Below are 26,847 nucleotides of genomic sequence, written 5' to 3'. Positions count from 1 at the left end.
GAGTCAGCAGCCACCATCGTGCTTCGGCGCCGTCAGTGAGACATCCTCAAGCCGGACGCTCGACGCCGCCCACCGATCCTCCGCACCCGACGACTCTTGCGGCCCCCACAGCCAGACGCGGTCGCCCGCGCTGCCGAAGGTCAACACGGGACGATCGGTGGACAGCGGACCGTTGTACACGGACAGCTCGTCTCCGAGCGGCCGCACGCACATCAGCGCTGGGTCCAGGCCGAAGTACGCAGCAGGCTGCTTTCCTTGCTGGACCGCTTCCGCGGTGTCGTACGCCGCTTCACCGACCGCGAGCAATCCGAAGGACAGCGCGGTGATCACGTACAGGAGCGTCAGCAGCGGAAGGAACAGGGAAGGCATCCTGTCGCCAGGCCCGCTCAGGTAGGTGTACCGGGCCCAGCCCGCCACAGCGAGAAAGAACAGGGCGCAGCCGGTCGCCACACCGACCGGTCTGAGCGTCACAAGAAACAACGACCACTGCGGGAGCGGCACCGCACCGGCCGGGATGCCAAAGACATAGTCCAGATATACGGCGAAAAGAACCTTGCCGAACCACATCAGGACGAGGGGGACGGGCACGACCAGAGCCGGGACCAACCAGTGGGCGTTGCGGCTGAACCACGAGTGGGCTATGGCCTGCCAGATGCCGAAGAGCATCCACACAGCAATTCCTCCGCCCAGAAACGAGAGGGGCAGGAACACCAGCACGTCACCGTCATCGACCGGGCTGGCCGAAAGCAGCATGTAGCCGAAGGCGAACGACGCTGCGGCGCCTCCGGCGCCCGCTGCCAGCCGAGCGCTGCGTCGCGTCGCATATGCGCCGAACACCGAGCCCATGGGGCCGCTGAGCAGCGCCGTCGGTGCCAGCAGGGCCCAGCGCCAAGGCGAATCCCACTGGTGGAAGACGCCGCCACACGCCAGGCCCACCATGAAAGTGCCGACGAAGGCCGCGATCGAGAGACACAGGGCGAGAAAGCCGTCCGCCCCCGCCGTCTCCGGGCGGGTGTCCTGCGAGGTGTCCGGCTCATCGTCGGCGACGTCGGCGGGGCCGTGCAGGAACTCGGCTTCCTGATTGAACGGACGGCTGCCCTTGAGCGGGCTGTTCGCCAGTTCGCTGCGCGCGGCTTGCTTGTCCGGAGTACCGGGTCTGGTGATGGAGCGCTGCCCTTGGGCTCCGCCCAGCCAGCGTGCCGCGCGCAAGGTCCAACGCGCGAGGAAGCGCCCTTCGTCGGGCGGACTCAGCCGGACCTCATACGCAGTCCGGCGCTGATGCGGGGGCTCCAGCACGAGGGCCTGGCGTACCCACAGCGCGAGCTTGGCCCGTTCGGCCACCCGTGCGACGCGCTTCTCGGCAGCCCGACGTGCTCCTCTCCGAGCTCCCTGCATTCTCACTTCGACGACGAAGCCACGACGGCGCTCGCCGATGGGGTCGGCCTCCGACGCCGAGGCGTCGCGCACCAGCCAGCCTTCGGCGCCGAGCAGCTCCCTGGCAAGTGCCTCCTCGTCGTCGTCATCGACGACCTCGACAAGGACGCGGACACGTCGGTTGAACGGAGGAGAGGGCGAGGCGGCCATGCGGAGGTCGGATCCCTTTCGGAGGGTAATCGGATCTGTACTCACCTCATTGCAGCACTCAGCACTGACACCGCCGAAACCGGTGCACGTGGGGCCGAACGGGCGATAGGTTTGGTGATCCCGTACGCCCCCCAACCGGCCCCGAAAGGCGCGTCGTTGAAGCCCACCCTGGCCGCCGCGCAGCTGCGCGGCAGTCTCATGCAGTACCTCACGACGACGTACGCGCTGGCGGACGAGGACACCCGGCGGGCGCTGGAGCGGTTCCTCGGCGATCCGGAGTCGGGCATCTTCCGGGGGCCGTATCTGCGCATCCGTACGCCCTTCCACCAGGCGGACGAGACGTGGCGGTCCGCACTGGAGTGGGATCCGGGTCTTCCGCCGTACCGGCACCAGGCCCAGGCGTGGCAGCGGCTGAGCACGCTGCACAGCCCGGCCCAGCCGACGCTGGTGACCACGGGCACCGGCTCGGGCAAGACGGAGTCGTTCCTCGTCCCGGTGCTCGACCACTGCCGGCGGGAGAAGGCCCGGGGCCGCAGCGGCGTGAAGGCCGTGCTGCTCTACCCGATGAACGCGCTGGCCACCGACCAGGCCGGGCGTATCGGGGAGTACCTGGAGCGGCCGGAGTTGGCGCAGGTAACGGCGGGACTGTACATCGGCGACCGGCCGGACACCGACTTCCGGCGGGTGCTCACCCGGCGGGAGGAGATGCGGATATCGCCACCGGACGTGCTGGTCACCAACTACAAGATGCTGGACCTGCTGCTGCAGCGTGCCGAGGACCGGCCGCTGTGGGAGGGTGCCGAACCGGCGTATGTGGTGCTGGACGAGTTCCACACCTACGACGGTGCGCAGGGCACGGATGTGGCGATGCTGCTGCGCAGGCTCGGCGCCTCGGTGGGCGCGAGCCGCGAGGGGCGGCCGCTCGGGTCGGCCTGCCCGGTCGCCACGTCCGCCACCCTCGGTGAAGGCGGCGGCGATTCGGACGGCATCCGGCAGGTCGCCGAGCAGGTCTTCGGCGTGCCCTTCGGCCCGGAGTCGGTGATCGGGGAGAGGCGGCAGAGCGCGGACGAGTTCGTCGGCGAGGTGGACTACGAGCTGCCGGAGCCGCCGGGACCCCGGAAGGTCATCGAGGCTTCAGGCGGCCCGGGTGTCGAGTCGGACCCCGACCGGCTGGATCTGGACGGTCTGGCCGAAGCGATGCTGGGCCGCCGGGGGCTGGACGCGTTCCAGATCGGGCGGCTGCTGAAGAAGCACGACTTCACGCACGGCGTGCTGGCGCTGCTGGGCGGCGACCCGCTCGACGAGTGGGGGCTGCGGGACCGCATGGCGCGGTTCGGCTACGCGTGGGCGCGTACCGCGAAGGAGAACCCGCGGCTGGCGCTGGAGGCGCTGTCCCGGTTCGTGGCGCTGCTGGCGTCGGCGCGCGACCCGGAATCGACCGAGCGGCGCCCGCGTCCGCTGGTGCACATCGAGGCGCACTTATGGGTACGGCCCGTGAGCCGGGTGCTCTCCGGGGTCAGCGGGGTGCCGGAGTTCCGCTGGTACGAGGACGAGCGGACGACGGCGCGCACCGCGGCACTCCAGTCGGCGCCCTCCGCGGAGGACGAGAGCGGTGACTGGCCATCCGGGGATGCGCGGCGGCCCGATCCGCTGCCCGGCTCGGACACCGTACGGCGGTCGGCGCAGGCGTTCCTGCCCGCGGTCTACTGCCGTACGTGCGGGCGTTCGGGGTGGGCGGCGCTTTCTCCGGAGGCCGATCCGCAGAAGCTGGAGACCAACCCGCAGAAGATCTGGCGGGCGGGCGTCGGCCGTGACAAGCGGCGGCTGCGGTACTTCATCTCCGCGACCCCGGCCGAGGCCCGGGAGGCGTTGGGGCGTGTTTCCCGGATCGCCGCGGGCCCGCAACGCCTGGCACCGCGCCTCGCTGCGTTGTCGGGCCCGTCCGAATACGCCCAGTATGAGGACGACCCTCCGCCTTGCGAGGCACGGCACCAGACGCCGCGGGCTGATCCGCGGCAATCCGGGAAACACGCCCCAGGCGCGCTCACCGGCGGGAGCGGCAGGCCGGCGGCGGGCGGGGTGGACCCGATGTCGGTGGTGGTGCTGGACGGGGCCCAGAGTACGTACAGGATGCCGGTAGCCGAGGACGCGGAGGATCTGCAGGACGCCTGGTTCGCCCGCGCCATCCTGGAGAAGAAGACGGCCGACCGGTCAGCGATGGACGACCGGTGTCCGGCCTGCGCCACCGACAACGGCATCCGCTTCCTCGGTACCGCGCTGGCCGCGCTGGCCTCTGCCGCGGTGACACAGCTGTTCACCGGCGGGCACGAGATCGCGCTGGCGCCCGAGGAGCGCAAGACACTGCTCTTCAACGACTCGACGCAGGACGCGGCGCACCGTGCGGGCTATGTGGCGAACGCGTCGTACAAGTTCTCGCTGCGGTCCCTGCTGGCACACGAGTTGGGCGCCGGCAACGAGCCGCTGCGGCTGAACGACCTGATCGGCAACGTGCTGGACTCCGTCGACGACGCGCAGGCGCTCGCGGCCGTGGTGCCGCCCGACCTGCACGACGAGGCGGGGGTGGACCGCCTGCTGTCCGGGCGGGGCACCGGGAACGCGGCCACCTGGAAGCTGATCGGGGAACGGCTCGCCTTCGCGACGGTGATGGAGTTCGGGCTGCGCTCGCGGCTGGGCCGCACCCTGGAGCTGACGCGCACGACAGCGGCGGAGGTGGTGATCGAGAACCCGGCGCGGATCGCCTCTCTGGCGCGAGACGTCCACCTGCAGCTGCCCGGGCAGCTGGTGACGGGTGACTCCCTGCCGTCGGTCGACCGCTACCTGGCCTTCGTGCGCGGGGTGCTGGAGCGGATGCGGTTACGCGGCGCGGTGCGGCACCGCTGGCTGGAGACGTGGATCAAGGAGGCGGGCGTCAATCAGTACCTGATCTCCGGCGGCCGCCCTCCGGGCATGCCCGCCTTCCCCGAGGGGTATGTGGCACCGCCGCGGTTCCTGCTCGACGGCGTCAAGGAGAAGAGCCGCTTCGACTCGGTGGCCGGCCGGGGCGCCTGGTACCAGGACTGGACGCGCCGCTGCCTGGGCCTCGACGACGCGGGCGCGACGGAGTATCTGCGCCGGCTGCTGCCCGTCCTCGCGGAGGAGGACCTGCTCGCGGCGCGCACCGCGCAGGACCGCACGACTCGGGTGTACGGGCTCCAGCCGGGCCATATCGAAGTGCGGCTGCTGGACGACGCGGTCGTCAACAAGGCGTTCGTGGCGTGCGAGGACTGCGGCTGGCAGCAGGTCGTCGCACCCGAGCGGCGCACTCGCTGGTACGGGCATCCGTGCCCCCGCTACCGGTGCAAGGGGTTCCTGACGCCGCCGCAGGACGGCGCGGCTTCGACGGGTTCGGGCAGCGGCAGCTTCGGCAGCAGGCTGGAGCGGGACTACCGGGGCGACTACTACCGGCGGCTGTACCTGACGGGCGGCACGTACCGGGTGGTGACGGCCGAGCACACCGGCATGCTCACCCGTCCCGAACGGGAGTCGGTGGAGCGCACGTTCCGGGCGGGCACGCACTACACGGACCCCAACGTGCTGTCCTGCACGCCGACCCTGGAACTCGGTATCGACATCGGCGACCTGTCGGCGGTGCTGCTCGGCTCGCTGCCGAAGGGGCCGGCCAACTACGTGCAGCGCGCCGGGCGTGCCGGGCGGAAGACCGGCAACGCGCTGGTGGTGGCCTTCGGCGGGCGGCAGGCCCGCGACCGGTACTACCTGGACGACCCGGCGGAGATGATCGCCGGGGACATCGTGCCGCCGGGCTGCTATCTGTCGGCGGTGGAGATCCTGCGCCGCCAGTACACCGCGCACCTGCTGGACCTTGCCGCACGCGGCGCTCTGACCACCGCGGACGGCGAGACGCTGATGCCCGCGCCGCGTCTGGCGTCGGCGCTGTTCGGGTCGACGGGCTGGGTCCGCGACCTGAGCGACGCGGCGCTGACCCACGGCGCCCGCCTGGTGGCAAGGTTCCTGGCGCTGTTCCCCGCCGCCCGCGACGGGGGCGACGACGGCGGGGTGTCCGAGCACGCGGCCGAGGAGCTACGGGTCTACGCGGCCGAGGGCATCGCGCGGGCGCTGGCGGACGCGGAGGAGGACTGGACGGCACGCCGGGAGGAGCTCCGCCGGCGTATCGCGGCCATCGACGAGGCGGTGGACCAGCTGGTGCCCGAGGACCGGGAGCAGGGCGCCGAGCGCAGGGAGCTGCTCGCCGAACGGCGCGTCACCGGCGGGCTGCTGGGCACGCTCAGCCGCGCCGCCGCAAACGGAGCGCTGGTGGATCTGGGGCTGCTGCCCAACTACAGCCTGACCGACAGCGTCACCCACCTGGAGGGCACGCTCTACTGGAAGGAGATGGCCGAGGAGGGCGGGGAGCCGACCTACCGCAGCGAGGTGCGGGACTATGAGCGGTCCCGCAAGCTGGCACTGACCGAGCTGGCGCCGGGCAACAGCTTTTATGTGGGCGGCTACAAACACGTCGTGCGGGCGCTGGACGTCGGCAGTCCCGAGCGGCGCGCCTGGAGGCTGTGGCGGCTGTGCCCGGGGTGCGGCTTCGTGCGCACGGAGAACGCGCAGGAGGACACCTCGCCTTGTCCGCGGTGCGGGTCGCGGGAGATCGCGGACGCCGGATGTGTCCAGTACGTACTGCAGCCCAAGCGGGTCTTCGCGCGCGACAAGCGGGACGACGCCCGGGTGCGGGACGACCGGGACGAGCGGGTCCGGAAGACGTATGCGGTGCTGGACGCCGTCGACATCGACCCGAAGCACCTGGCGCCCGGATCGTGGCGGCACACCAGTGCGGTGTTCGGCGCCGACTTCACCCGCCGGGCCGTGGTGCGGACACTCAACCTCGGCGTCGACCGGCAGGACGGCAGCAGCACGGTGCCGCTCGCGGGCGACGACGTGCGTCTCAATCCGTTCTACGTGTGCACCAGTTGCGGCGGCGCCACCGCCGACGGGCGTCCGGTCGCCGACCAGCCGCAGCACGCGCTGAGCGAATCCCTCGCCCGGTCGACACGAGCGAGCGCCCACCACCAGCTGTGGTGCCCCCGGCGGCGGCTGCGCGGCGGCGGCGAGGAGCAGGGCGCCGGGCAGGACGTCCCACTGCTGCTGGCCCACGAACTGACGACGGAGGCCGTGCGCATACTGCTGCCCGCCTCGGTCTCCCGCGTGACCGAGCGCATGGCCTCCTTCACCGCCGCCCTGTTCGCGGGCATCGCCGCCCGCTACGGCGGCGACCCCGACCACCTGGAGATCACGACGGCGTCGATGCCGGAGGCCGGATCGGACTGGCCGCGCCGCTTCCTGGTGGTGTACGACCGGCTGCCCGGCGGCACCGGGTACCTCCACCGGCTCGCCTCGCCCAGCGGGTTCAAGGAGGTGCTGCTGAAGGCCCGCGAGGTCATCGAGGGGTGCGAATGCCGCGAGAAGGGTCTCGACGGCTGCCACCGCTGCCTGCTGCGCGGGGTCCGCCCGGCGCTGTACGACAAGGTCAGCCGCCAGGAGGTCCGGCAGATGCTGGACGAGCTGCTGGGCACGGACGGCGAACGGTGGGACACCGCAGAGGTGGCCACCACGCAGCACATCCCGATGGAGGCACAGGCCGAAAGCGACCTGGAGGTGATGTTCCTCGACACACTCCGGGAGTGGGCTCAACTGCCGGACAGCCGGGCCACCGCGGACACGTACATCACTCCCACCGGCACACACGTCCTCGACCTGCGGCTCACGGCCTCCGACGGGACGACGCTCAGCTGGCGCGTCTCCCAGCAGCGGGCGTTCGACGGCACCCGCCCGGACGTGCTGTTCGAACGCGTCGACGCTCCCGGCCCCCGCGTCGCCCTCTATCTCGACGGCTACGCCTACCACGCGGCACCCGAGCACAACCGGGTCGCCTCCGACGCGGAGAAGCGGACCCGGTTGCGGGCCGACGGGCTCCGCGTCTTCCAGCTCACCTACCCCGACGTCCGCGAGTGGCAGCGGCGGGTGCGCGACACCGGCTACGCGGGCGCAGGGCCCGCCGACCCGGTGTGGCGGCCGTACAGGGAGCAGGGCGTGGCCGATGCGCGCGCCTACTACAGCCGGGTGCGCGGGGGTCTGCCGGGCGAACTGCCGGAGACGGTGTGGGTGAACCCGGCCGACCTGCTGCTCGCCTACCTGCGGCAGCCGGACGCCGAACGCTGGCAGTGGCGGGCCGAGGCCGCGCTCGCCGGGCTCGCCAAGGCGCGCGGACGCGGAGGGCGGCCGGCTCCCGGCTCCGTGGGCGATCAGATCGCTGCCGCCCTGCGCGGCCGCGTGCCCGAGGACGCCTCCGGAGCGGCGGGGCGGGTGCAGGTGCTGACCGCGTCGGACGCGTCAGGGTGCCTGCTGGTGTGCGCGGCCGACGGCCGGGAGAAGCCGCCGGTGTGGACGGGGCTGGTGCTGCTGGACGACACCACGGCGGCACGCGCGGACGAGGACGCGCACAAACGGCGCTGGCAGGCGTGGCTGTACTGGAGCAACGTGCTGCAGTTCCTCGATCACGGCGGCGGGGACGGCGTCCAGCTCGCGGTCTCCGGGCTGGAACACTTCGCGACGGAGAGGCTCGCGGTCGCCGGCGGGGGCGGCGTGCTCCTTTCCGTGCGGACGGAGATCGTCACACCGGAGCCGTCACCCTCGCTGCCGGTCGCGCAGCCGCAGCCGTCCGGGGGACGGCCGCCGCGCGACAGCGCCTGGGTCGAGGCCCTGGACCTGCTCGACCCCGACGAACCGGGTCTCGCCGAGCTCGCCGAAGCCCTCGCCAACCACGGTGACGTGCCGCCACCCGAGGTCGGGTACGAGCTGGACGTCCGGGGCGGGTGGATGGCCGAACTCGCCTGGCCTGCCACGCGTGTCGCGGTCGTGTCGGCACCGCGTCCGGAGGCCGGGCAGGACGACGACCCGGAGGCCGCGGACCGTGACAAGGCGTTTCGCGCGGCCGGCTGGAGCGTGCGGCCCGCTGCCGACTGGCGCATCGACGAGATCACCGAAGCCCTCGGCATCACGGGCCGACCGTTGCAGAGCGACGCCCGACCACACGCCCAACCACACACGCAACCATCCGAGGACGCGACTGGTCATGACCGTCGCGACGGCATCGCCCAGGAAGACGACGGAGAGAACGGACCCCAGTGAGCGGCACGAACGTGACTCTGCGCCTGCTCGACAAGGCGGACAAGGAGATCCTCCGACTCCCCCGCCCGGTCAAAGGTGCGATCTACGATTTCCAGCACAAGTTCCGCACCAACCCGGACTCACCGGGGTTGCGCCTGAAACAGCTCACGGGGCACGACAAGCTGTTCTCCGCCCGCGTCAACGACGAGTACCGGGCCTTGCTGCTGCGCCTGGCCGAAGACGACTGGCTGATCGTCTCCGTCAAGCACCGCAAGGACGTCTACGACCACCTCAGCCGCATCACCGTCAACCCGGTCAGCGGCGGCATCGAGTACATCGACCTCAAGACCGTCCAGGAACGCGTCCTTCCCACTGAGGCCGCGGTGCCCACGCCGGAAACGGCCCCGGCACCCGCACCCCAGCAGGCGGCCGCAGCGCAGGCACCACCCATGATGTTCTCGGCATGGTCCGACGAACAGCTCACCGACCTGGGCGTCACGGGTACGCTCCTGCCCGTCGTCCGGGCGCTGACGACCGAGGACCAGCTGCTCGGCCTGGTCATGTATGCGCCGCAGCTCACCGGCGAGGTGCTGCTCAGCCTCCACGACGGCAAGCCCTACGACGAGGTGCTCGACCAGGTCACGGCTCCCGTCGCGGCCACCGAGCCCGTCGACACGGACGACTTCGTGGCCGCTGCCTCCCGTCCGGCCACCGTCGTCACCACCACGGACGACAAGCTCCGCGAAGCCCTCGAAGGTGAGGACTTCGGCCGGTGGAAGGTCTTCCTGCACCCCACGCAGTCCAAGCTGGTCTCTCGCGACTACAACGGCCCGGCGCGCGCCGGCGGCGGACCCGGCACCGGCAAGACCATCGTCGCCCTGCACCGCGTCAAACACCTGGTGGACCAACTGCCCCCGGGACATAGCAAGCCCGTGCTGCTCACCACGTTCAACAAGAACCTCGCAGCCGACCTCCGCTCACGTCTGCTGGCGCTCGGCGGCGAAGACCTGCTGTCACGGGTGGACATCAGCCACGTCGACAAGCTCTCGCTGGGGGCCGTGCGGGAGGCCGAACCCGGAAACCATAAGCGGCTCATCGACGACAACCAAGCGGTGCGGGAGTGGCGCGCGCTCCTCGACGAACTCGGCGAGGACCGGTGGGACGCGGAGTTCCTCCAGGACGAGTGGGCCCAGGTCGTCCTCGGCCAGGCCATCGCCTCGCGCACCGAGTACTTCCGCGCCCGGCGGGCGGGCCGGGGACGGACGGTCACCCGCGCGGACCGGGCCGCGATCTGGCAGCTCACGGAGCAGTTCACGCAGCGCCTGGACCGGCAGAGCATGCAGACCTGGGATCAGGTGGCCGAGCGGGCAGCCCAGCTGGAGCGTGCACGGGCCCGCCGTATCGAGAACATCGCCCGGCAGCAGGAGGAAGCCGGTGGTCTCCAGAACATCCATCTCCAGGACGGCTCGGGCGGCTGGCTTCGCTACCGTTACCGGCACATCGTCGTGGACGAGGCGCAGGACCTGCGCCCCGCCCACTGGAAGATGCTGCGCTCCATGGTCGCCCCCGACCGCAACGACATGTTCCTCGTCGGGGACACCCACCAGCGGATCTACAAGAACCAGGTGACGCTGGGCAGCCTCGGCATCAACATCCGCGGCCGCTCGTCGCGGCTCTCGCTGAGCTACCGCACGACCCGGCAGATCCTCCTCTCCGCGCTCCAGGTCCTCGGCGAGGAGAAGTACGACGACCTCGACGGCAGTGACGAGACGCTCGCCGGATACCGGTCGGTCCTCAGCGGCGGTGTTCCCCAGATGCACGGTCTTCCCGACTGGGAGGCGGAGCGTGAGGCGATCGCCGAGTTGATCGCCTCCCTGGGGGACGTTCCGCACGAGCAGATCGCCATCGCGGTGCCCACGAACCAGATGGTCACGGAGGCCGCGGCGACGCTGCACCAGCACGGCATCCGACTGGTGGAGATCGGCCCCGACGGCCCCCGCGGTGACGGCGGCGTCCACATCGGCACGATGTTCCGCTTCAAGGGGCTGGAGTACCAGCACATGATCATCGCCGGCGCGAGTGACGGCCTGGTGCCCCGCGAGGAGATCCAGCGCAGGCGCCAGACGGACCCGGTCCGCCATCGGCGGGACCTGCAACGAGCCCGCTCGCTCCTGTTCGTCGCCGCTACGCGCGCACGGGACACTCTGGACGTCTTCTGGCACGGAAAGCCCAGCCCGTTCCTCGACGCCCTGCTCGGCACCGCAGGCAAGGCGTAGCCCAGTGGTGCGGGCAACGAGCGCGCCGCGTGGCTCATGTCTCAGCGCAAGGTGAGAGCGGGGGCAACGTGACGACCTGCCCAGGTGTATTCGCGTCACTCGTGGACCTCGGCGGAGGCAACCGACCGGTGGAGGAACACAGGCACGTCCCACAGCCGGGAGCGGTGCAGGGACTGGGGGCAGTGCCGGTAGATCTCCTCGATCTCGACGAGCAGGGCGAGTGCCGGGCGTCGGCCCGCATCGGCCATGGCGTCGAAGAAGGGGGCGTCGGTGAGGATGCGGGCCCTGCCGTTGATCCGCAGGACGTCACGGCTGCCGGGTACGAGGTGGAGCAGTCCGGCGTGCGGGTTGTCGAGGATGTTGTGCAGGCTGTCGCCGCGCCGGTTCCCGGGGCGTTCGGGCAGTGCCAGCGTGCTCGGATCCACGACATGGGTGAAGCCCGGGGCGTCACCGCGAGGGGAGACGTCGCAGGTGCCGTGTGCGTCGGAGGTGGCGAGGAGGCAGAACGGCGAGCGGGCGAGGATGCCGGTGTCCTCGTCGGTGAGCTGGTCGTGCACTTTGTCGATCACGACGGGGTGCGGCTCGTCGAGTAGTTCCCGCAGTTCGGTGCGTGAGCGCAGCACGGTGAGGCCGGCCCTGGATGTGGTGGACCGGCCGTCGGCGGAAGCGGGCGCGGGCGGCGTGGGAGTGGGATGCGTGGTGGCGGCGGGGGTGCGGGGCACATGAACTCCTGCGGTGAGTGGCGGGCGCTCGGAGGCGGGTCGGGCACAGGCGGCCCGGTCACCTGCCCGCCGAGGACGCGGCCTGGGGCGGCCTGACATGGTGGCGCCCGATCGGCAGCATCAGCGGCCGCCCCGACACCGGGTCCTCGATGATGCGGCTGTCGAGGCCGAACACCGCGCGCACCGTGTCCTCGCTCAGCACCTCGGCCGGAGGGCCGGACGCATGCAGCCGGCCCTCGGCGAGCGCGAGGATGTGGTCCGCGTACCGGGCGGCGAGGTTGAGGTCGTGCAGGACCATGACGACGGTGGTACCCCGCGCCTGGTTCAGGTCGGTCAGGAGGTCGAGGACCTCGACCTGGTGGCTGGCGTCGAGGAAGGTGGTGGGCTCGTCGAGCAGGAGGATGTCGGTGTGCTGGGCGAGCGCCATCGCGATCCACACGCGCTGGCGCTGCCCCCCGGACAGCTCGTCCATGGCACGGTCGGCGAGCGGGGTGGTGCCCGTCGTTTCGAGGGCTGCCGCCACGGCCGCGTCGTCCTCGGCGTTCCAGCGGGAGAACATCCCCTGGTGCGGGTGGCGGCCCCGGCCGACGAGGTCGCCGACGATGATGCCCTCGGGTGCCACCGGTGACTGCGGCAGCAGGCCGAGTGTGCGTGCCAGTTGCCTGGCGGGCATCCGGTGCACCTCCTTGCCGTCCAGGACGACGCGGCCGGTACGGGGAGCCAGCAGCCGGGACATGGAGCGCAGCAGCGTCGACTTGCCGCAGGCGTTGGCGCCGACGATCGCGGTGATCCGGCCGGGCGGGACGACCAGGTCGAGGGAGTCGATGACGGTGCGGTCGCCGTAGCCGAGGCTGAGCCCCTCGGCGGCCAGGGAGTGATGCGTGGTCACAGGGAGCCTCCCGTCCGGTTGGTGCGGACGATCAGGTAGATGAGGTAGGGGGCGCCGAGCACGCCGGTGACGACGCCCACGGGCAGGCGGGTGCCGAGAGCGTTCTGGCCGGCGAAGTCGGCGACGAGGACGAGCAGGGAGCCGACGAGCCCCGCGGGCATCAGCAGCGACCCGCCCGGCCCGACCAGCCGCGCCGCGATGGGTCCGGACAGGAACGCGACGAACGCGATGGGGCCGGCCGCCGCGGTGGCGAAGGCGATCAGTACGACGGCGGCGACGATCACCGTGATGCGGGTGCGTTCGGTGCGTACGCCGAGGGCGGAGGCGGTGTCGTCACCGAGTTGCATCGCGGAGAGGCTGCGCGCCTGGGCCAGGAGTACCGGGCCGAGCACGGCCAGGGCGACGAGTGCGGGCAGGGTCTCCTTCCAGGCGGCGTTGTTGAGACTGCCGGTCAGCCAGCGTGTCGCCTCCTGGAGGTCCCATTCGGCGGCCTGCGACAGGACGTAGGAGATGACGCTGTCGAGCATCGCGGAGATCCCGATGCCGATCAGGATGAGCCGGATGCCCACCACGCCGTCCTTGAAGGCGAGGAGGTACACGAGCAGGGCCACCACGAGTGCGGCGACGACCGCGAGGACCGACACCTGCGTCTCGTCGAGGGAAAGCGTGACGATCGCCACGGCCGCGGCGGCGCTCGCGCCCGAACTGATGCCGATGACGTCCGGGCTGGCGAGCGGATTGCGCAGCATCGTCTGGAAGGTGACCCCCGCCAGGCCGAAGCTGAAGCCTGCCACCACGGCGAGCACCGCCCGCGGCAGCCGCAGCCGCCCGACAGTGAAGGACGCCCCCGGAACCTGCTCTCCGCGGACCACCCGGAGCACGTCGTCGAGCGGATAGAAGGTGTCGCCGGCCATCAGTGACACGGTGAACACGGCGACCACGAGGAGGGTCAGCACCGCTGCGACCGTACGCCGCCGCAGCGCGCGCCGGGCGCGGCCACGTGACACGGCCCGGACGGCGGGCGGCTGGGTGAGGGTGTCTGCGCTCACAGGGCTCGCACCTTCTGCCTGCGGACGATCCAGATGAAGAAGGGGGCGCCGACCAGGGCGGTGACGATGCCCACGTCGACCTCCGCCGGACGGGCCACCACCCGTCCGACCACGTCGGCGGCGGTGAGCAGCGACGCGCCCAGCAGCGCGGCCAACGGCAGCAGCCACCGGTGGTCCACACCGACGAGCAGCCGGCAGGTGTGCGGGACGACGAGGCCGACGAAGCCGATCGGCCCGGCCACCGCGGTCGCCGCCCCGCACAGCACCACCGCGCCGAGCGCGGCGACGGCACGCGCCACGGCGACGCGCTCTCCGATGCCGGCCGCGAGCTCGTCGCCGAGGGCGAGCGAGTTCAGCGACCGGGCCGACAGCAGGCAGATCACGAAGCCCGCCGCGAGGAACGGCGCGACCTGTCCGGTGCGTTCGAAGGAGGCGCCGCCCACGCCGCCGATCTGCCAGAGCCGGAAGCCGCCGGCGATGTCGTTGCGGGGCAGTACGACGGCGGTGACAAGTGACGCGAACGCGGCGGAGGTGGCCGCCCCGGCGAGCGCGAGCTTCAGCGGGGTGGCGCCGCCTCGGCCGAGGGTTCCGACCGTGTAGACGAAGACTGCCGCGAGCGCCGCGCCCGCCATGGCGGTCCAGATGTAGCCGATGGGCGAGGAGAGCCCGAAGTACGCGACCGCCGTGACGACGGCGAGCGAGGCTCCCATGTTGACGCCGAGGATGCCCGGGTCGGCCAGCGGATTGCGCGTGACGCCCTGCATGACGGCACCCGCCAGGCCGAGCGCCGCGCCGATCAGCACCGCGAGCACCGTACGGGGGATCCGCTTGCTCGCCGCCGCCTGGCCCAGGGAGGCGTCGGCCCCGCCGAGCGCGGACCACACGTCGGACAAGGGGATGTCCCGGGTGCCGAAGGCCAGGGAGGCCAGCATCAGGGCGGCGAGCACCAGGATCGCGGCGAGCAGGCACAGCACCCGCACCCGCACCCGCGCCGGACGCCGCCGCGGCGCGGGGGCGTCCGGCGCGTCCGGCAGGTGGCGAGTGGCGACCGCCGTCACCTGATCCGTCACTTGACCTTGTCCGCGGCCTCGGCGAGCGCCGCGACGTAGTCTTCGAGGACCCACGTCAGGGACAGCGGCGTCGGATTGGCCGCAGTGGCCAGCGGCGAGGAACTGCCGGGCAGCAGGTAGGCCGAGCCGCGCTCGATGGCGGGCATCTTCGACAGCAGCGCGTCCTTCCGGAGTGTTCTGAGCAGCTTGCCCTTCTCGTCGCCGTACCCGGTGACGATGTCCACGTCGTCGAACGTGTCGATCTTCTCGGCGCTCTGCGTCAGCGAGAACTTCTTCGTGCCCTCGGACGCCTTCGCGATGCTGCCCGGAGTCTTCAGGCCGAGGTCGTTCAGGAACTGGACCCGGGTGTCGTGCGCCGTGTAGAAACCGACCTTGCTCACGTCCCCGGCGTCGACGTGCGTCATGAACATCGCCGACTTCCCCTTCAGCTGCGGGTACTTGGCGACCGTCCGCTTGATGTCGGCGTCAAGCTCTCCGACCAGTTCGTCGCCCTTGTCGGCCAGGCCGATGGCTTTGCTGTTCATCCGGATGACGTCGCGCCACGAAGTCGACCACGGGGCGTCCGGATAGGCCACCACGGGCGCTATCCGGCTCAGCGTGTCGTAGTCCTTCTCGGTCAGCCCGGAGTAGGCGGCCAGGATGACGTCGGGCTTGGTGCCGGCGACCGCTTCGAAGTCGATGCCGTCGGTCTCGTCGAACAGGGTCGGCGTCTTCGCGTCCAGTTGCTTGAGCCGCTTCTCCACCCAGGGCAGGACGCCGTCATCGTCGTCGTCGCCGAAGTCGGCGGAGGCCATGCCGACCGGGACCACACCGAGTGCCAGCGGGACCTCCTGGTTGGCCCAGTTCACGGTGGCGACGCGCTTCGGCTCCTCCTCGACGGTCGTGCTGCCCAGGGCGTGCTTGATCGTGATCGGGAACCCGGCCGAGGAACTCCCCGAATCCCTGCCGTTGTCCTTGCCCTCCTCGTCGGCGGCGGACGAACCGCCACATGCCGCGAGCGTCAGGAGAGCGGCTGCCGTGGCAGACAGCCGTAGGCGATGTGCACGCATGAGTTCGTCACTCCACTTGTCCGGATGCCGGAGGTGCTGGTCCTCGCACGCCGGGGGTCCCGGGAATGCCGTCGTGGAGTGTGCACCGCACCGCGCGATACTTAGGTAAGGCTTACCTTGGCATCCTAAGTAAGTTGCACAGGTGTCGCAATCGGCCTTATGAGACAACCGATATAGCGATCGGGACATGAAGCCCGGCAGACGGGAAGGAAGCATGCCGCGTGGGTGTGCTCGAAGGTGATGCTCAGGACGCTCGGAACGTGCCCGGAGTAAGCCCGGTCGTCCGCCGGAACGCAGCCCCGAACGCACTCGCGGACCGGTAGCCGACCTGCTCCGCCACGGCCTCCACCTCCCAGCCGAGAGCGAGGAGAGCGACAGCGTGCTGAGCCCGGACCGCCGCGACCCAGCGCGCGAAACTGGTGCCGGTCTCCGCGTTGAAGGCGCGCGTGACAGTGCGGGTGCTCACCCCCAGCTCCGCCGCCCAGTCCCCGAGCGTGCGCTGGTCACCCGGATTCTCCCGGAGTGCCGCGGCGACCGGACGCAGGAATGCCGACGTGGGTGCGTGCACGAGCAGTTCGCGGGGCGACGGTTCGACCGCGTCGAGGATCATCGCCTCCGTGGTCGCACGGGAGGCGGGGGACAGCCGCGGCTCACCGAGCCGTTCGAGCAGCAGCCGCAGCAGCGGGGTGATCTCGACGGTCACCGGTACGTCCGAGAGGGACGGCGTCGTGTGGAAACCGAAGAACCCGGCCCGGAACCACGTCCCGGCCACCGCCGAACCGGAGTGCAGCGTGCCGGCGGGCATCCACAGCCCCAGGGAAGGCGTGATCGTCCAGACCCGGGCCCCGACCACGGCGGTGGACGCTCCGCGCTCATTCCAGAGCAGCTCGTGGAAGGCATGGGAGTGCTCGCCCCAGGTGGTGTCGCACGCGACGACCTCGTCATACCCCTGGATGCCGGACGGCATCTCCACCGCACCCGCGGCGACGACCGGCAGAGTACGAACCTCCCTCATCCCGCCCACCCCCGCTCACTCGACCTGCGCGCTCAGCCCGTCGTCCGTCCGGCGCCCCGGCCATCTTCCGATACCGCTGGATCGCTCCCAACGCCGCCCCGCACCGCGTCGTCGGTTCTGCCATGCACGGCCCACTCCCAGCCCTGCGCTGCCCAGCCCTGCGCTGCCCAGCCAATTTCCGGTCACCGAGCACATGCCGGTGGCACCCGGCACTGGCACTGGCACTGGCACTGGCACTCTTGCCCGGATACCGCCGGTGTGTTCTTGTGGTGCCGTTCGCGGGGGAGATGAGAGGGGACATCGATGGCGGGCGGTACCGGGCATCTGCTGGCCATCAGCGACCTCCACATCGGTTACGCCGAGAACCGTGCCCTCGTCGAGCGCATGGAGCCCGAGTCCGCCGACGACTGGCTGCTCGTGGCCGGGGACGTCGCCGAGACCGTCGCCGACATCCGCTGGGCCCTCAAGACGCTGGCGAGCCGTTTCCGCAAGGTCGTCTGGGCCCCGGGGAACCACGAACTGTGGACCCATCCCAAGGACGCCAACACCTTGCGCGGCGCCGCCCGTTACGAACACCTGGTCGAGCTGTGCCGCGACTTGGGCGTGACCACCCCCGAGGACCCCTATCCGGTCTGGGACGGCCCCGGCGGCCCGGTCGCCGTGGCACCGCTGTTCCTGCTGTACGACTACAGCTTCCTGCCGTCCGGCTGCACCACCAAGGACGAGGGACTGGCCTACGCGCACAGCACCGGAGTCGTATGCAGCGACGAGTACCTGCTGCACCCCGACCCCTACCCGAGCCGCGAAGCGTGGTGCCGCGCCAGGGTGGCCGAGACCGAACGCCGGCTCGCCTTGCTCCCCGACGACCTGCCCACCGTCCTCGTCAACCACTACCCGCTGGACCGTCATCCCACGGACGTCCTGTGGTACCCGGAGTTCGCGATGTGGTGCGGCACCCGGCTGACCGCCGACTGGCACCGCCGATTCCGCCCGGCCGCCATGGTCTACGGCCATCTGCACATCCCGCGGACCACCTGGCACGAGGGCGTCCGCTTCGAAGAGGTGTCAGTGGGATATCCCCGCGAGTGGCGCAAGCGGTCGATCCCACCCGGCAGACTGCGCCGCATACTGCCGATGGAGGTCCCGGCCGGTGATCGATGAGCTGCTCCCGGAGTCGGTGGTGGCCGTGGAGTCACGCGGTGACGACGAGGCCGACCACGCCCCCCTGTACCCCGAGGAACTGGCGATCGTGGCGCGGGCGGTGGAAAAGCGCCGCCGCGAGTTCGGCGCGGTGCGTGCCTGTGCCCGCCGTGCCATGGAGAAGCTCGGCGTGCCGCCGCAGCCTGTGCTGCCCGGCGAGCGCGGCGCCCCGTGCTGGCCGGAGGGCCTGGTCGGCAGCATGACCCACTGCGACGGCTACCGCGCCGCCGCCCTGGCCCGCGCCGCCGACCTGGCCTCCCTCGGTATCGACGCCGAACCCCACGCCCCTCTCCCGGACGGCATCCTGCCCTCCGTCTCGCTGCCCGCCGAGCGGGAGCGCCTGACGCAGCTGGCCGTGCGGCAGCCCGCCATCCACTGGGACCGGCTGCTGTTCAGCGCGAAGGAGTCCGTCTACAAGGCGTGGTTTCCTCTGACCGGGAAATGGCTGGACTTCACAGAGGCGGACATCGAGGTCCACGCGGACCCCGGGCCCACGGGACCTACGGCCCCGCACGGCCGCTTCCGCGCCGAGCTGCTCGTCCCCGGACCGCTGGTGGGCGGCCGCCGACTCGGACACTTCGATGGACGGTGGACCGTCGGCCAGGGCCTGGTCGCCACCGCGATAGGTGTTCCACACGCTTGAGCCCGCCCCCCACCCTGCCCCGTACCTCTGTCGCACCGTCAGCCGAAAGTACCTCCCGACGGCGACCAGCACCTGCCACCAGCCTCGCCCCCCCCCGGCAGCTCGCTGAAAGGCTGATGCCGGACGCCACTACTCGGGGTCGGGAGATCGGGTGTGGTGGTCCAGCAAGCGGGTGAGCAGTTGCATGAACTGGTCGCGTTCGGCCGGATTCAGCGGCGCGAGCAGTTCTTCGTGGAGGTCGTCCAGGACCGTGTCGAGGCGGCGCAGGTGACGGCGGCCTCGGGCGGAGATCGTGATGATGTTGCGGCGCCGGTCGCCGGGGTCCGGCGCCCGCTCGACGAGGTCACGCTCGGCCAGTTCGTTGAGCACCCCGACCATGTCGCTGCGGTAGATGCCCGTGCGTCCGCTCAGCGCCGCCTGGCTGCCGGGCCCGTAATCCTGTAGCGAGGCGAGCACGGCGTAGTGCCACTTGCGGGCGTCGACCTGGGCCAGCCCTTCGTTGATCAGCCGGTCCGACCGCATGGTCAGCTGCGACAATTGCCTGCTCGCCCGTCGACGCAGCCTGCCGGGCGTCTTGGGCGGGCCGTCGTCGGGCATGTCCGGGGCTTCGGCTCTGCTCATGGCGCTGAGCCTACCGTTGCGTTAGTGCGACTAACGATGTACGTTCACGCACGCCGAAAACGTTGGTGCGCCAAACGTCAGTTCGGTGAACTCCCAGGAAGGAAGATCCACCATTCCCACCAAGATGTTGCAGATTCCCACCACGGACGGCCAGGCCGACGCCTTCGCCGCCTTCCCCGACCAGGGCGAGCGGCATCCTGGGGTGCTGATGTACGCGGACGCCTTCGGCATCCGGCCCGCGCTGCGGGAGATGGCCCGCGAACTGGCCGGTCACGGGTACTACGTGCTGGTCCCCAACTTCTTCTACCGACAGGGCCAGACCCCGCTGGTCGAACTTCCCGAGCACATCGGAGAAGACGTCCGGCCCGCGATCATCGCCCAGCTGATGCCCTTGATCGAGGCGCACACCACCGAACGCGTCCTGAGCGATGCCGACGCCTACCTCAGGTTCCTCACCGCCCAGCCCGAGGTCGGCGCCGGACCGGTCGCGGTGACCGGCTACTGCATAGGCGGCCTCCTCGCTACGCGCACCGCCGTGGCCCACCCCGGCCAGGTGGCCGCCGTCGCCGCATTCCACGGCCCCGTGGGCGCCGACGGGCCCGAGAGCCTGCACAAGCTCACCGCCCAGGTCCACCTCGGCCACGCCGAAACAGACCTGACGCCCGAGGCCCTCGGCGAGCTCAACCAGGCCCTGGACACGGCAGGCGTCGGCTACACCTCCGAGATCTACCCCGGCACCGTCCACGGCTTCACCATGTCCGACACCGACGCCTTCGACCCCGCCGGGCTGCAACGCCACTGGGACCGCCTGCTCCCCCTCCTCGACCGCACCCTGACCCACAGCTGAAAGCTCCGCGTGCCATCGCCCTCACCGAGGGCCTGACCAGCGCCCGCAAACCGCTCGGCGCCCTGCGCCGCCGCCTCGAACACGCACTGCCCGAACCGCCCCCTCCCCCACCCCCGTCACCAGCGACACCGGAGCCCCAGCCCCGCATCACCGGCATGCGCGAGTGCCGCACCCGCCACACCCAGCCCCGCCTGTTCCGGCCGGAGCCCGGCAGCGGCCGGGACCTGTGCCCCGACTGCCGCACCGCGCACGACCGCACCGCCGCCCACGCTCGGCAGCCCCGGGAGAGCACACCGGCCTCGCCGCGTTCCGCGACGCCCGCAAACGCAAGCGCAAGCGCCTGCACCCGGCCACGTAGCCGGCGGAAGGAGGGTGGGTCGGTGGGTGGGTGGGTGGGTGCGAGAGCGGCCAGGTCCAGCCCGCGCGACGACATCCGTGAGTGTGCGGGCGTCGCCCCACCACGCGCACCATCCGTCAGACGCGCTCGTAGGTGGTGCCGGACTCGTTTCGGCGCAACAGGCCCTCGTCCACGAGGGCACGGCGCAGGCTCACCCAGTCGTCGAACCATTCGCCGCAGATCGCGTTGACCTTGGCCTCGGAGTACGTCACGCCATGCTCGAACGAGTCCTTCACCACGGCCAGAACACGATCGCGTACCTCCGCCTTGCCCGGAATGGACGTGAGCCGACCACGGCGGAAGTAGGAGCCCGCCCCGTCTCCGCTGCTCCGGCCGGAGACCCTGACCTCGGCCTGGACTGCGAGCCGGAACGTGTCGTCGAGCAGCGTGTACGTACGCTTTTCGCTGTCGAAGGCGGCGATCCGGCCCTCCGTCAGCTTCTGAAGCGCCGCGGCAGCGGCCGGTGGGCGGAGCTGGGCCAGTTCGGCGACCTCCGCCACGGAGGCCGCGCCGAGGACGAGGGCCGCGTAGGCGGCGCGCCGGTCGGTCTGGGCGAGGATACCTACCAGGTCGCGGCAGGAGGGCGGATGGTCCTCGGTGGGGGCAGTGTTCATGATGTCCTCTCCGGTTGTCGTTCCGGACGCCGGTCGTCGCGGGAGCCTTTGGCGTCGCTACAAGCGGCTCAATCGGTCCGGCCTCCCACGCGCGGGCCGACCGGTGTGAGAACTCCGAGCCGGTCCTCGATCGCCTGGGCCGCGCCCAGGCACAGGTCCTCGCGGAACGCGCGCCCGACGATCTGTACTCCGGAGGGGAGCCCGCCGACCACCCCGGTCGGTATGGCCACACCGGGTACGCCGACGAAGCTGGTCACGGTGCACAGGCGCATGCCCGACGCGACACGGTCCCGCCCTGGCCTGTCACGCGACTCCAGCCCCGGCTCGACCGGTGGTTCGGTGAAGACCGGGCCGAGCAACAGCGGGTATTCGTCGAGGAATTCGGCCCACGAGCGGCGGATGTTCATCCAGGTGCCCATCAGCGTCATGAACTCTGCCGCGCTTGCGGGCGGGGTCTGCTCCATCGCCATCTCGATATAGCGGTCCCCGCCTTTGCCGAGCAGCTCGCGCACCACCGGCCAGTTCGGGGCGAACTCGGTCACAGCGATCCGGCCGTACGCCTCCAGGGCCTCTTCCATCCGCGGTACGTCCTGTACCTCGCGCACGTCGTATCCGGCGTCGCGGAGCGCGTCGGCCGCGGTCGCGACGGCTTCGCGAATCGTGGGGTGGACGCCGTGCCCGCCAGGGTCCGCCACGACCGCGACCTTCGCGCGTCCGGGGAGCGGTTCGCCGTATGCGGGTACCGGCACGGCGCGTGGGTCTCGCGGATCGGTCCCGGCCAGCACTTCGTAGGCCAGCCGCAGGTCGCCCACGCTCCGGGCCAGCGGGCCGTCGGTGACCAGCATCTGGGACGCCGGGCCGGGGTCGGCCGGGCCGAGTACGCGGTGGTCGGCGGGGAACCGGCCCGTGGACGGCTTCAGCCCGGCCACACCGCAGAACTGGGCCGGGATGCGCACTGACCCGCCAGAGTCGTTGCCGAGCCCGAGCGCCGCCATGCCCGTGGCGACGGCCACCGCGTCGCCCCCGCTGGAGCCGCCCGGGGTCCGGCTGCTGTCCCACGGGTTGAGCGTGTCGCCGAACAGCTCGCTGCGCGTGTGCATCCCCGCCAGGATCAGGGTGGGGATGTTGCCGTGCCCGATGGGGATGGCCCCGGCCGCGCGCAGCCGCGCCACCGGGGGTGCGTCTGCCGGCGCCACCAGATCGCGGAAGCGCTCCGTGCCGAACGTGGTCGGCACGCCTTCGACGGCGGTGCTCTCCTTCACCGTGAAGGGCACGCCCGCGAGCGGTCCCAGCGTTTCACCGGCGGCCCGCCGACGGTCCGTCTGTGCCGCGGCCTCGCGTGCGCGCTCCGCCAGGAGCTGCGTGACCGCGTTCACCTGCGGGTTGACCTCGGCGATGCGATCCAGGTGGCTGTCGACCAGTTCGACAGCTGAGACGGCCGCGCTGCGCACAGCCTCCGCCTGCGCGGCGGCCGGCATCTTCCACAGGGCGTCCTGCATGGCTTTACCTTCCCCATCCACGTACCAATGCGCTTGCATCGGAACCGTACCCTGGAACCGATACGAGCGCATCGCATAAAGTGCACTGCGAAACAGAGCGCTGGGAAACAGGGAGGCGACCAGGCATGCCCAGGCAGGTGGATCACGCGAGCCGACGCCGCCTCATCGCCGAGGCCGTGTGCCGCCTCGCCGATGAACGCGGGCTGGAGGGCGTGACCCTTCGCGACGTCGCCGCCCGCGCGCAGGTGTCGATGGGCGCGGTCCAGCGGTGCTTCCGCACCAAGGAAGAGATGCTCGTGTTCGCTCTCGGGCACATCGGCGAGCGGATCAGCGAGCGCGTACGGGCCCGCCTCGTCAGGAGCCCGGCCCAGTCGGCCGGCACCGCCCTGGGCCACGCGGCCACCGAGATCTCACTGCTCCGGGAAGAGCACCGCGCCGAGGCCAGGGTCTGGCTCGCCTTCCTCGCGCAGGCGGCTGTCAGCAAGCCGCTCGCCAGGACGCTGACGGCTAACTACGCGACCCTGCAGGAGACGTTCACCCGCCTCATCGCGGAAGCCGGCGAGGGGCACGGCGCCGACTGCGCCATGCCCCTCGATCCGCAACGCGAGGCCCGCACCCTCCTCGCCCTCGCGGACGGCCTCACCGCGCACGTCCTCATCGGCCACCTCACCCCGCACGAGGCACACGACGTCCTCCACGCGCACCTGGCCGCCCTCTGGGAGTCGACGTGAAGGGCGGGGTGCGCCCGCACCTCCGCGTCGCCGCCGGATTCCTGCCGGCCGCTGCCGTCGGCCTCCTGCTGACTGTCACAACCGGACGCGGCCCCGAGGCCGGCTGCGGCCAGGGTCACCGCAGCAAGCAGGCTGACGGGGCGCGACGACCCATGACGGGTTCCACTCTGTGGACGGGACACCCTGGACGTCTTCTGGGACGGCGAGGCCCAGCCCCTTCCTCTACGCCCTGCCGCGCAGCGGACACCGCGCCTCGTTGACCGGCGAACCCGGTCGACCGACCGGCTGAGTGCGCTCTGACGCCGCCTCCATGGAATGGCATATGCCATCCGACGGTTCGGATTCCACCCCGCTCTTCGTCGTGGAATCGTGGCCCTCCCACTCCAACAACCCGACGAGAGGCCGCAGATGACGGAGCAGTCCGAGGCAGACAGCGTTGTTGACACCTCGGTGCCGCATTCGGCACGGATCTGGAACTACTGGCTCGGAGGCAAGGACAACTACAGGGTCGACCGCGAGGCCGGGGACGAATACGCGAAGCTCTACCCGGACATCGTCTTCATGGCGCAGGCGGCTCGGGGCTTCCTGAGCAGGGGTGTTCACCATCTGGCCGCCGAAGTGGGTATCCGTCAGTTCCTGGACATCGGCACCGGCCTGCCCGCTGCCGAGAACACCCACGAGGTCGCGCTGCGCGCGGCGCCGGAGTGCCGCGTCCTCTATGTCGACAACGACCCGCTGGTGCTGACGCATGCCCGTGCAATCCTCACGGGCCCTGTCAGTGATCGCGTCGGCTACATCGACGCCGATGTGCACCGGCCGGAGTCCATCCTGGAGGCGGCGCGCGAGCGGCTCGACTTCGATCAGCCCATCGCCCTGATGCTGATGGGCATCCTGGGCCACGTCGACAGCTACGAGGAGGCCCGCTCGATCGTCGCACGGCTGCTGGAGCCCCTGCCCGCGGGCAGTCACCTGGTGCTGTACGAGAGCACCGACGGCGACGAGCAGCTGCAAGCCGCCCAGCAGGGGTACGACGACGGCGGATCTGTGCCCTACCGCCTGCGCGACCTGGATCAGGTCCGCGGCTACTTCGACGGCCTGGACCTCCTCGAACCGGGTATCGCCTCCTGCTCCCACTGGCGCGTGTCCAGCCCTCCCGAGAGGGAGGCCATGACGTTCGGCGGCATCGGGCGCAAGCCCTGAACCTCCGGTAGCGCCCTCGTGCGCGGGGTGCGGTGACGGCGTCCCCGATCGCCCTGCGCACGTCGGTCAGGCGGTCCGCTCAATCCTGTCTGCGGGGCTGTGCGTGCTGCAGGGCTGGAGGGGTACTGCGGGGGCACGGTGAGCTGTTGTCAGCTCACACCGCAAGCGGAGGGAACTCCCATCATGGGACACAGCGGAAATGTGATCGCAGAACTCACCACCGACCATCGCGAGGTCGACGAGCTGTTCGAGAAGATCGAGGCCCAGCCGGTCGGTGACAAGCGGCGCCGGAAACTGGTCGACGAGCTGACCATCGAGCTGGTACGGCACTCGGTCGCCGAGGAGCAGCACCTGTACCCGGCGGTGCGCGAGCACGTCGCGGGCGGGGACGAGATCGCGGACAGGGAACTCTCCGAGCACGCCACGGTGGAGCAGCTCCTCAAGGAGGTGGAAGGACTCGACGCGGGGGATCCGCAGTTCAACCATCTGGTGGCAAAGCTGAAGGTCGATGTGAGCAAGCATCTGCGCGACGAGGAGAACCAGCTCTTCCCCCTGCTGGCCGCAGCCTGCACCCCCGAAGCGCTGGACGAGCTGGGCGACAAGATCCGCACCGCGAAGAAGACCGCCCCCACCCGCCCCCACCCCTCCGCGCCGGACACCCCGCCGGGCAACAAGCTCCTGACCCCCGGAATGGGACTGGTGGACCGCGCCCGCGACCTGGTGTCCGGCCGCGGTAAGGGCTGACACCAGCCATCGCGCAGCACCGGAAGCGGCCCGAGATGGTCATTGGGCCGGATGGCGGGCCTGCGCACGCGTGAGTGCCGCGGAGAGGGGACCCTGCGACTGAGGCACCTTCCAGCGGAGTCCAGGAGCAGGAGCGGAGACGGGCGATGGCCACCACGAGGGGCGAGGTGCGGGCGAGCCTCTCACGGCCCAGGAGTATCCGGTTGCCGGGCATCGTGCTCGGTGTGGGGATGGGCGGGTTCGTCGACGGCATCCTGCTGCACCAGCTGCTTCAGTGGCACCACATGCTCTCCAGCACTGACCAGGACCACATCGGGGTGAAGTACTACAACGCCCACACGGTCTCCGGCCTGGAGATGAACACTCTGTGGGACGGAATCTTCCACACCGTCTGCTGGCTCTCGGTCCTGCTCGGGCTGGCCATCCTGTACTCGCGGGTCAGCCACAACCGGCGGCGGCTGTGGACCTCACGGGTGCTGTGGGGCTGGATGTTCGTCGGCTGGGGCGTGTTCAACCTCGTCGAAGGCGTCCTGGACCACCACATCCTCGGTATCCACCACGTCTACGCCGGAGACGGCCAGATCTGGTGGGACCTCGGCTTCCTCGTCCTGGGGGCCTTGCTGGCCGCCGGCGGCTTCCTGCTCCAGCGCAGCGGCCAGCCGTTCGATCCGCATGCCCCGGCTGGACGGAGTGAGGGCCGGCGCGTCTGATGGGCCATGACATGCCCGCGCACGGGCACGAAGCGGGCAGCAGCATCGTGGAGACGCTGCTGCCCGCGCTCGTCCTGCCGGCGGCCGCCGGCGCCTACCTGCTGCTCGTCCGCCGTGCGTGCCGCCGCAACCCGGCTCTGGGCTGGAGCCGGTGGCGGACGACCGGCTTCCTGACCGGAACCGTCCTGCTCGGGGTGGCACTGCTGCCTCCCGTGGCCCCTTTCGCGCATGAGGACTTTCGCGGCCACATGGCCCAGCACATGCTCATCGGCATGTACGCGCCGCTCGCGCTCGTCCTCGCGGCCCCCGTCACCCTCCTGCTGCGCACGTTGCCCGCGGCCGGGGGACGGCAGCTGACCGCCGTGCTGCACAGTCCACCCGTCCACGTGCTCGCCCACCCCGTGGTCGCGCTGGTGCTGTCGACGGGCAGTCTCGTGCTGCTCTACTTCACCCCCCTGTACAACGCGACCATGGGCAGTCCGGCAGCACACTGGCTGCTCCACGCGCACTTCCTGCTGTCCGGGTGCTTGTTCGCCTACGTCATCGGCGGCCCCGACCCCGCCCCCGCCCGGCCGGGCGTGCCCGCCCGGCTGGTCTGTCTCGGGGTGGCGATCGCGGCACACGCGGTGATCTCCCAGTTGATGTACGGCGGCTTCTGGGTCGATATCCACGCACCGGTCTACCAGGTCCAGGCAGGCGCTGAGGTCATGTACTACGGCGGCGACATCGCCGAGCTGCTGCTGGCCGCCGCCCTGGTCGCCACCTGGCGCCCCGACCCCCGTCGCCCGCGCGCTGGTGT

19 protein-coding genes and 1 pseudogene are annotated in these 26,847 nt (G+C 71.0%); 10 read left to right on the top strand and 10 right to left on the bottom strand.

The window, feature by feature from the left end; genetic code table 11:
- Positions 1-3: 3 nt before the first annotated feature.
- Positions 4-1,584: a hypothetical protein gene (locus LHJ74_RS12595; RefSeq protein WP_260218050.1), complete on the bottom strand. Its 1,581-nt coding sequence runs from the start codon at positions 1,582-1,584 to the stop codon at positions 4-6.
- A 156-nt stretch (positions 1,585-1,740) separates the two neighbouring features.
- Between LHJ74_RS12595 and LHJ74_RS12590 the strand changes: the two genes are divergently transcribed.
- Positions 1,741-8,793: a DEAD/DEAH box helicase gene (locus LHJ74_RS12590; protein WP_260218049.1), complete on the top strand. Its 7,053-nt coding sequence runs from the start codon at positions 1,741-1,743 to the stop codon at positions 8,791-8,793.
- Positions 8,790-11,048, top strand: coding sequence for a UvrD-helicase domain-containing protein (locus tag LHJ74_RS12585; protein ID WP_260218048.1), 2,259 nt, complete (start codon positions 8,790-8,792; stop codon positions 11,046-11,048). The genes LHJ74_RS12590 and LHJ74_RS12585 overlap by 4 nt, the downstream gene beginning before the upstream one ends.
- 95 nt (positions 11,049-11,143) lie before the next feature.
- Here LHJ74_RS12585 and LHJ74_RS12580 read toward each other — a convergent pair whose 3' ends face one another.
- The 6 genes from LHJ74_RS12580 to LHJ74_RS12555 all read right to left on the bottom strand — a co-directional run bounded on the left by LHJ74_RS12580 (position 11,144) and on the right by LHJ74_RS12555 (position 16,842).
- Positions 11,144-11,869, bottom strand: coding sequence for an MSMEG_1061 family FMN-dependent PPOX-type flavoprotein (locus tag LHJ74_RS12580; RefSeq protein WP_375546731.1), 726 nt, complete (start codon positions 11,867-11,869; stop codon positions 11,144-11,146).
- On the bottom strand, positions 11,829-12,659 hold the full coding sequence (locus LHJ74_RS12575) for an ABC transporter ATP-binding protein (RefSeq protein WP_260218047.1): 831 nt from the start codon (positions 12,657-12,659) through the stop codon (positions 11,829-11,831). The genes LHJ74_RS12580 and LHJ74_RS12575 overlap by 41 nt, the downstream gene beginning before the upstream one ends.
- Entirely contained in the window at positions 12,656-13,708 is a 1,053-nt protein-coding gene (locus tag LHJ74_RS12570; RefSeq protein ID WP_260218046.1) for a FecCD family ABC transporter permease, read from the bottom strand. The genes LHJ74_RS12575 and LHJ74_RS12570 overlap by 4 nt, the downstream gene beginning before the upstream one ends.
- A complete protein-coding gene (locus LHJ74_RS12565) occupies positions 13,705-14,766 on the bottom strand; it encodes a FecCD family ABC transporter permease (RefSeq protein ID WP_260218232.1) in 1,062 nt (353 codons plus the stop codon). Before LHJ74_RS12565 ends, LHJ74_RS12570 begins: the two co-directional genes overlap by 4 nt.
- An 8-nt stretch (positions 14,767-14,774) precedes the next feature.
- Positions 14,775-15,827, bottom strand: coding sequence for an iron-siderophore ABC transporter substrate-binding protein (locus LHJ74_RS12560; protein ID WP_260218045.1), 1,053 nt, complete (start codon positions 15,825-15,827; stop codon positions 14,775-14,777).
- 244 nt (positions 15,828-16,071) lie between these two features.
- Positions 16,072-16,842 (bottom strand): helix-turn-helix domain-containing protein, encoded by a 771-nt coding sequence (locus LHJ74_RS12555; protein ID WP_260218044.1) that lies wholly within the window; start codon positions 16,840-16,842, stop codon positions 16,072-16,074.
- Positions 16,843-17,145: 303 nt separating this feature from the next.
- Here LHJ74_RS12555 and LHJ74_RS12550 point away from each other — a divergent pair, with 303 nt between their 5' ends.
- On the top strand, positions 17,146-18,003 hold the full coding sequence (locus tag LHJ74_RS12550) for a metallophosphoesterase family protein (protein ID WP_260218043.1): 858 nt from the start codon (positions 17,146-17,148) through the stop codon (positions 18,001-18,003).
- A complete protein-coding gene (locus LHJ74_RS12545) occupies positions 17,993-18,685 on the top strand; it encodes a 4'-phosphopantetheinyl transferase family protein (protein ID WP_260218042.1) in 693 nt (230 codons plus the stop codon). The genes LHJ74_RS12550 and LHJ74_RS12545 overlap by 11 nt, the downstream gene beginning before the upstream one ends.
- A gap of 129 nt (positions 18,686-18,814) precedes the next feature.
- Here LHJ74_RS12545 and LHJ74_RS12540 read toward each other — a convergent pair whose 3' ends face one another.
- Positions 18,815-19,306 carry a MarR family winged helix-turn-helix transcriptional regulator gene (locus tag LHJ74_RS12540; RefSeq protein WP_260218041.1) on the bottom strand — a complete coding sequence of 164 codons (492 nt, stop codon included), beginning with the start codon at positions 19,304-19,306 and terminating at the stop codon, positions 18,815-18,817.
- A 112-nt stretch (positions 19,307-19,418) separates the two neighbouring features.
- On the opposite strand from LHJ74_RS12540, the gene LHJ74_RS12535 reads away from it, so the two are divergent.
- Positions 19,419-20,153, top strand: coding sequence for a dienelactone hydrolase family protein (locus tag LHJ74_RS12535; RefSeq protein ID WP_260218231.1), 735 nt, complete (start codon positions 19,419-19,421; stop codon positions 20,151-20,153).
- 474 nt (positions 20,154-20,627) lie between these two features.
- On the opposite strand, the gene LHJ74_RS12530 is transcribed toward LHJ74_RS12535, so the two are convergent.
- Positions 20,628-21,164 (bottom strand): DUF2087 domain-containing protein, encoded by a 537-nt coding sequence (locus LHJ74_RS12530; protein WP_260218040.1) that lies wholly within the window; start codon positions 21,162-21,164, stop codon positions 20,628-20,630.
- Between the two features lie 68 nt (positions 21,165-21,232).
- Positions 21,233-22,663 (bottom strand): amidase, encoded by a 1,431-nt coding sequence (locus LHJ74_RS12525; RefSeq protein WP_260218039.1) that lies wholly within the window; start codon positions 22,661-22,663, stop codon positions 21,233-21,235.
- 125 nt (positions 22,664-22,788) lie between these two features.
- On the opposite strand from LHJ74_RS12525, the gene LHJ74_RS12520 reads away from it, so the two are divergent.
- From LHJ74_RS12520 to LHJ74_RS12500, 5 genes and pseudogenes are all read left to right on the top strand, one after another.
- On the top strand, positions 22,789-23,394 hold the full coding sequence (locus tag LHJ74_RS12520; RefSeq protein ID WP_260218038.1) for a TetR/AcrR family transcriptional regulator: 606 nt from the start codon (positions 22,789-22,791) through the stop codon (positions 23,392-23,394).
- A gap of 408 nt (positions 23,395-23,802) precedes the next feature.
- Complete coding sequence (locus LHJ74_RS12515) at positions 23,803-24,594, top strand: SAM-dependent methyltransferase (RefSeq protein ID WP_260218037.1); 792 nt, start codon at positions 23,803-23,805, stop codon at positions 24,592-24,594.
- A 183-nt stretch (positions 24,595-24,777) separates the two neighbouring features.
- A complete protein-coding gene (locus LHJ74_RS12510) occupies positions 24,778-25,338 on the top strand; it encodes a hemerythrin domain-containing protein (protein ID WP_260218036.1) in 561 nt (186 codons plus the stop codon).
- Between the two features lie 146 nt (positions 25,339-25,484).
- Entirely contained in the window at positions 25,485-26,048 is a 564-nt protein-coding gene (locus LHJ74_RS12505) for a DUF2243 domain-containing protein (protein ID WP_260218035.1), read from the top strand.
- Positions 26,048-26,845, top strand: a pseudogene (locus LHJ74_RS12500) (cytochrome c oxidase assembly protein); the annotation flags it as partial. The gene LHJ74_RS12505 and the pseudogene LHJ74_RS12500, both read left to right, overlap by 1 nt.
- Between the last annotated feature and the right edge of the window lie 2 nt (positions 26,846-26,847).

Source organism: Streptomyces gossypii, from assembly GCF_025165795.1.
GTDB lineage: Bacteria > Actinomycetota > Actinomycetes > Streptomycetales > Streptomycetaceae > Streptomyces > Streptomyces gossypii.
The sequence above is the reverse complement of the archived record's forward strand: the minus strand, read 5'-3'. Positions and strand labels throughout refer to the sequence as shown.

Bases quoted from the DNA above. Each gene is read 5' to 3' on its own strand.
- LHJ74_RS12505 (WP_260218035.1), top strand. From the start codon at position 25,485: ATGGCCACCACGAGGGGCGAGGTGCGGGCGAGCCTCTCACGGCCCAGG.
- LHJ74_RS12550 (WP_260218043.1), top strand. From the start codon at position 17,146: ATGGCGGGCGGTACCGGGCATCTGCTGGCCATCAGCGACCTCCACATC.
- LHJ74_RS12560 (WP_260218045.1), bottom strand. From the start codon at position 15,827: ATGCGTGCACATCGCCTACGGCTGTCTGCCACGGCAGCCGCTCTCCTG.
- LHJ74_RS12520 (WP_260218038.1), top strand. From the start codon at position 22,789: ATGCCCAGGCAGGTGGATCACGCGAGCCGACGCCGCCTCATCGCCGAG.
- LHJ74_RS12555 (WP_260218044.1), bottom strand. From the start codon at position 16,842: ATGAGGGAGGTTCGTACTCTGCCGGTCGTCGCCGCGGGTGCGGTGGAG.
- LHJ74_RS12510 (WP_260218036.1), top strand. From the start codon at position 24,778: ATGGGACACAGCGGAAATGTGATCGCAGAACTCACCACCGACCATCGC.
- LHJ74_RS12515 (WP_260218037.1), top strand. From the start codon at position 23,803: ATGACGGAGCAGTCCGAGGCAGACAGCGTTGTTGACACCTCGGTGCCG.
- LHJ74_RS12530 (WP_260218040.1), bottom strand. From the start codon at position 21,164: ATGAACACTGCCCCCACCGAGGACCATCCGCCCTCCTGCCGCGACCTG.
- LHJ74_RS12525 (WP_260218039.1), bottom strand. From the start codon at position 22,663: ATGCAGGACGCCCTGTGGAAGATGCCGGCCGCCGCGCAGGCGGAGGCT.
- LHJ74_RS12580 (WP_375546731.1), bottom strand. From the start codon at position 11,869: ATGTCAGGCCGCCCCAGGCCGCGTCCTCGGCGGGCAGGTGACCGGGCC.
- LHJ74_RS12540 (WP_260218041.1), bottom strand. From the start codon at position 19,306: ATGAGCAGAGCCGAAGCCCCGGACATGCCCGACGACGGCCCGCCCAAG.
- LHJ74_RS12595 (WP_260218050.1), bottom strand. From the start codon at position 1,584: ATGGCCGCCTCGCCCTCTCCTCCGTTCAACCGACGTGTCCGCGTCCTT.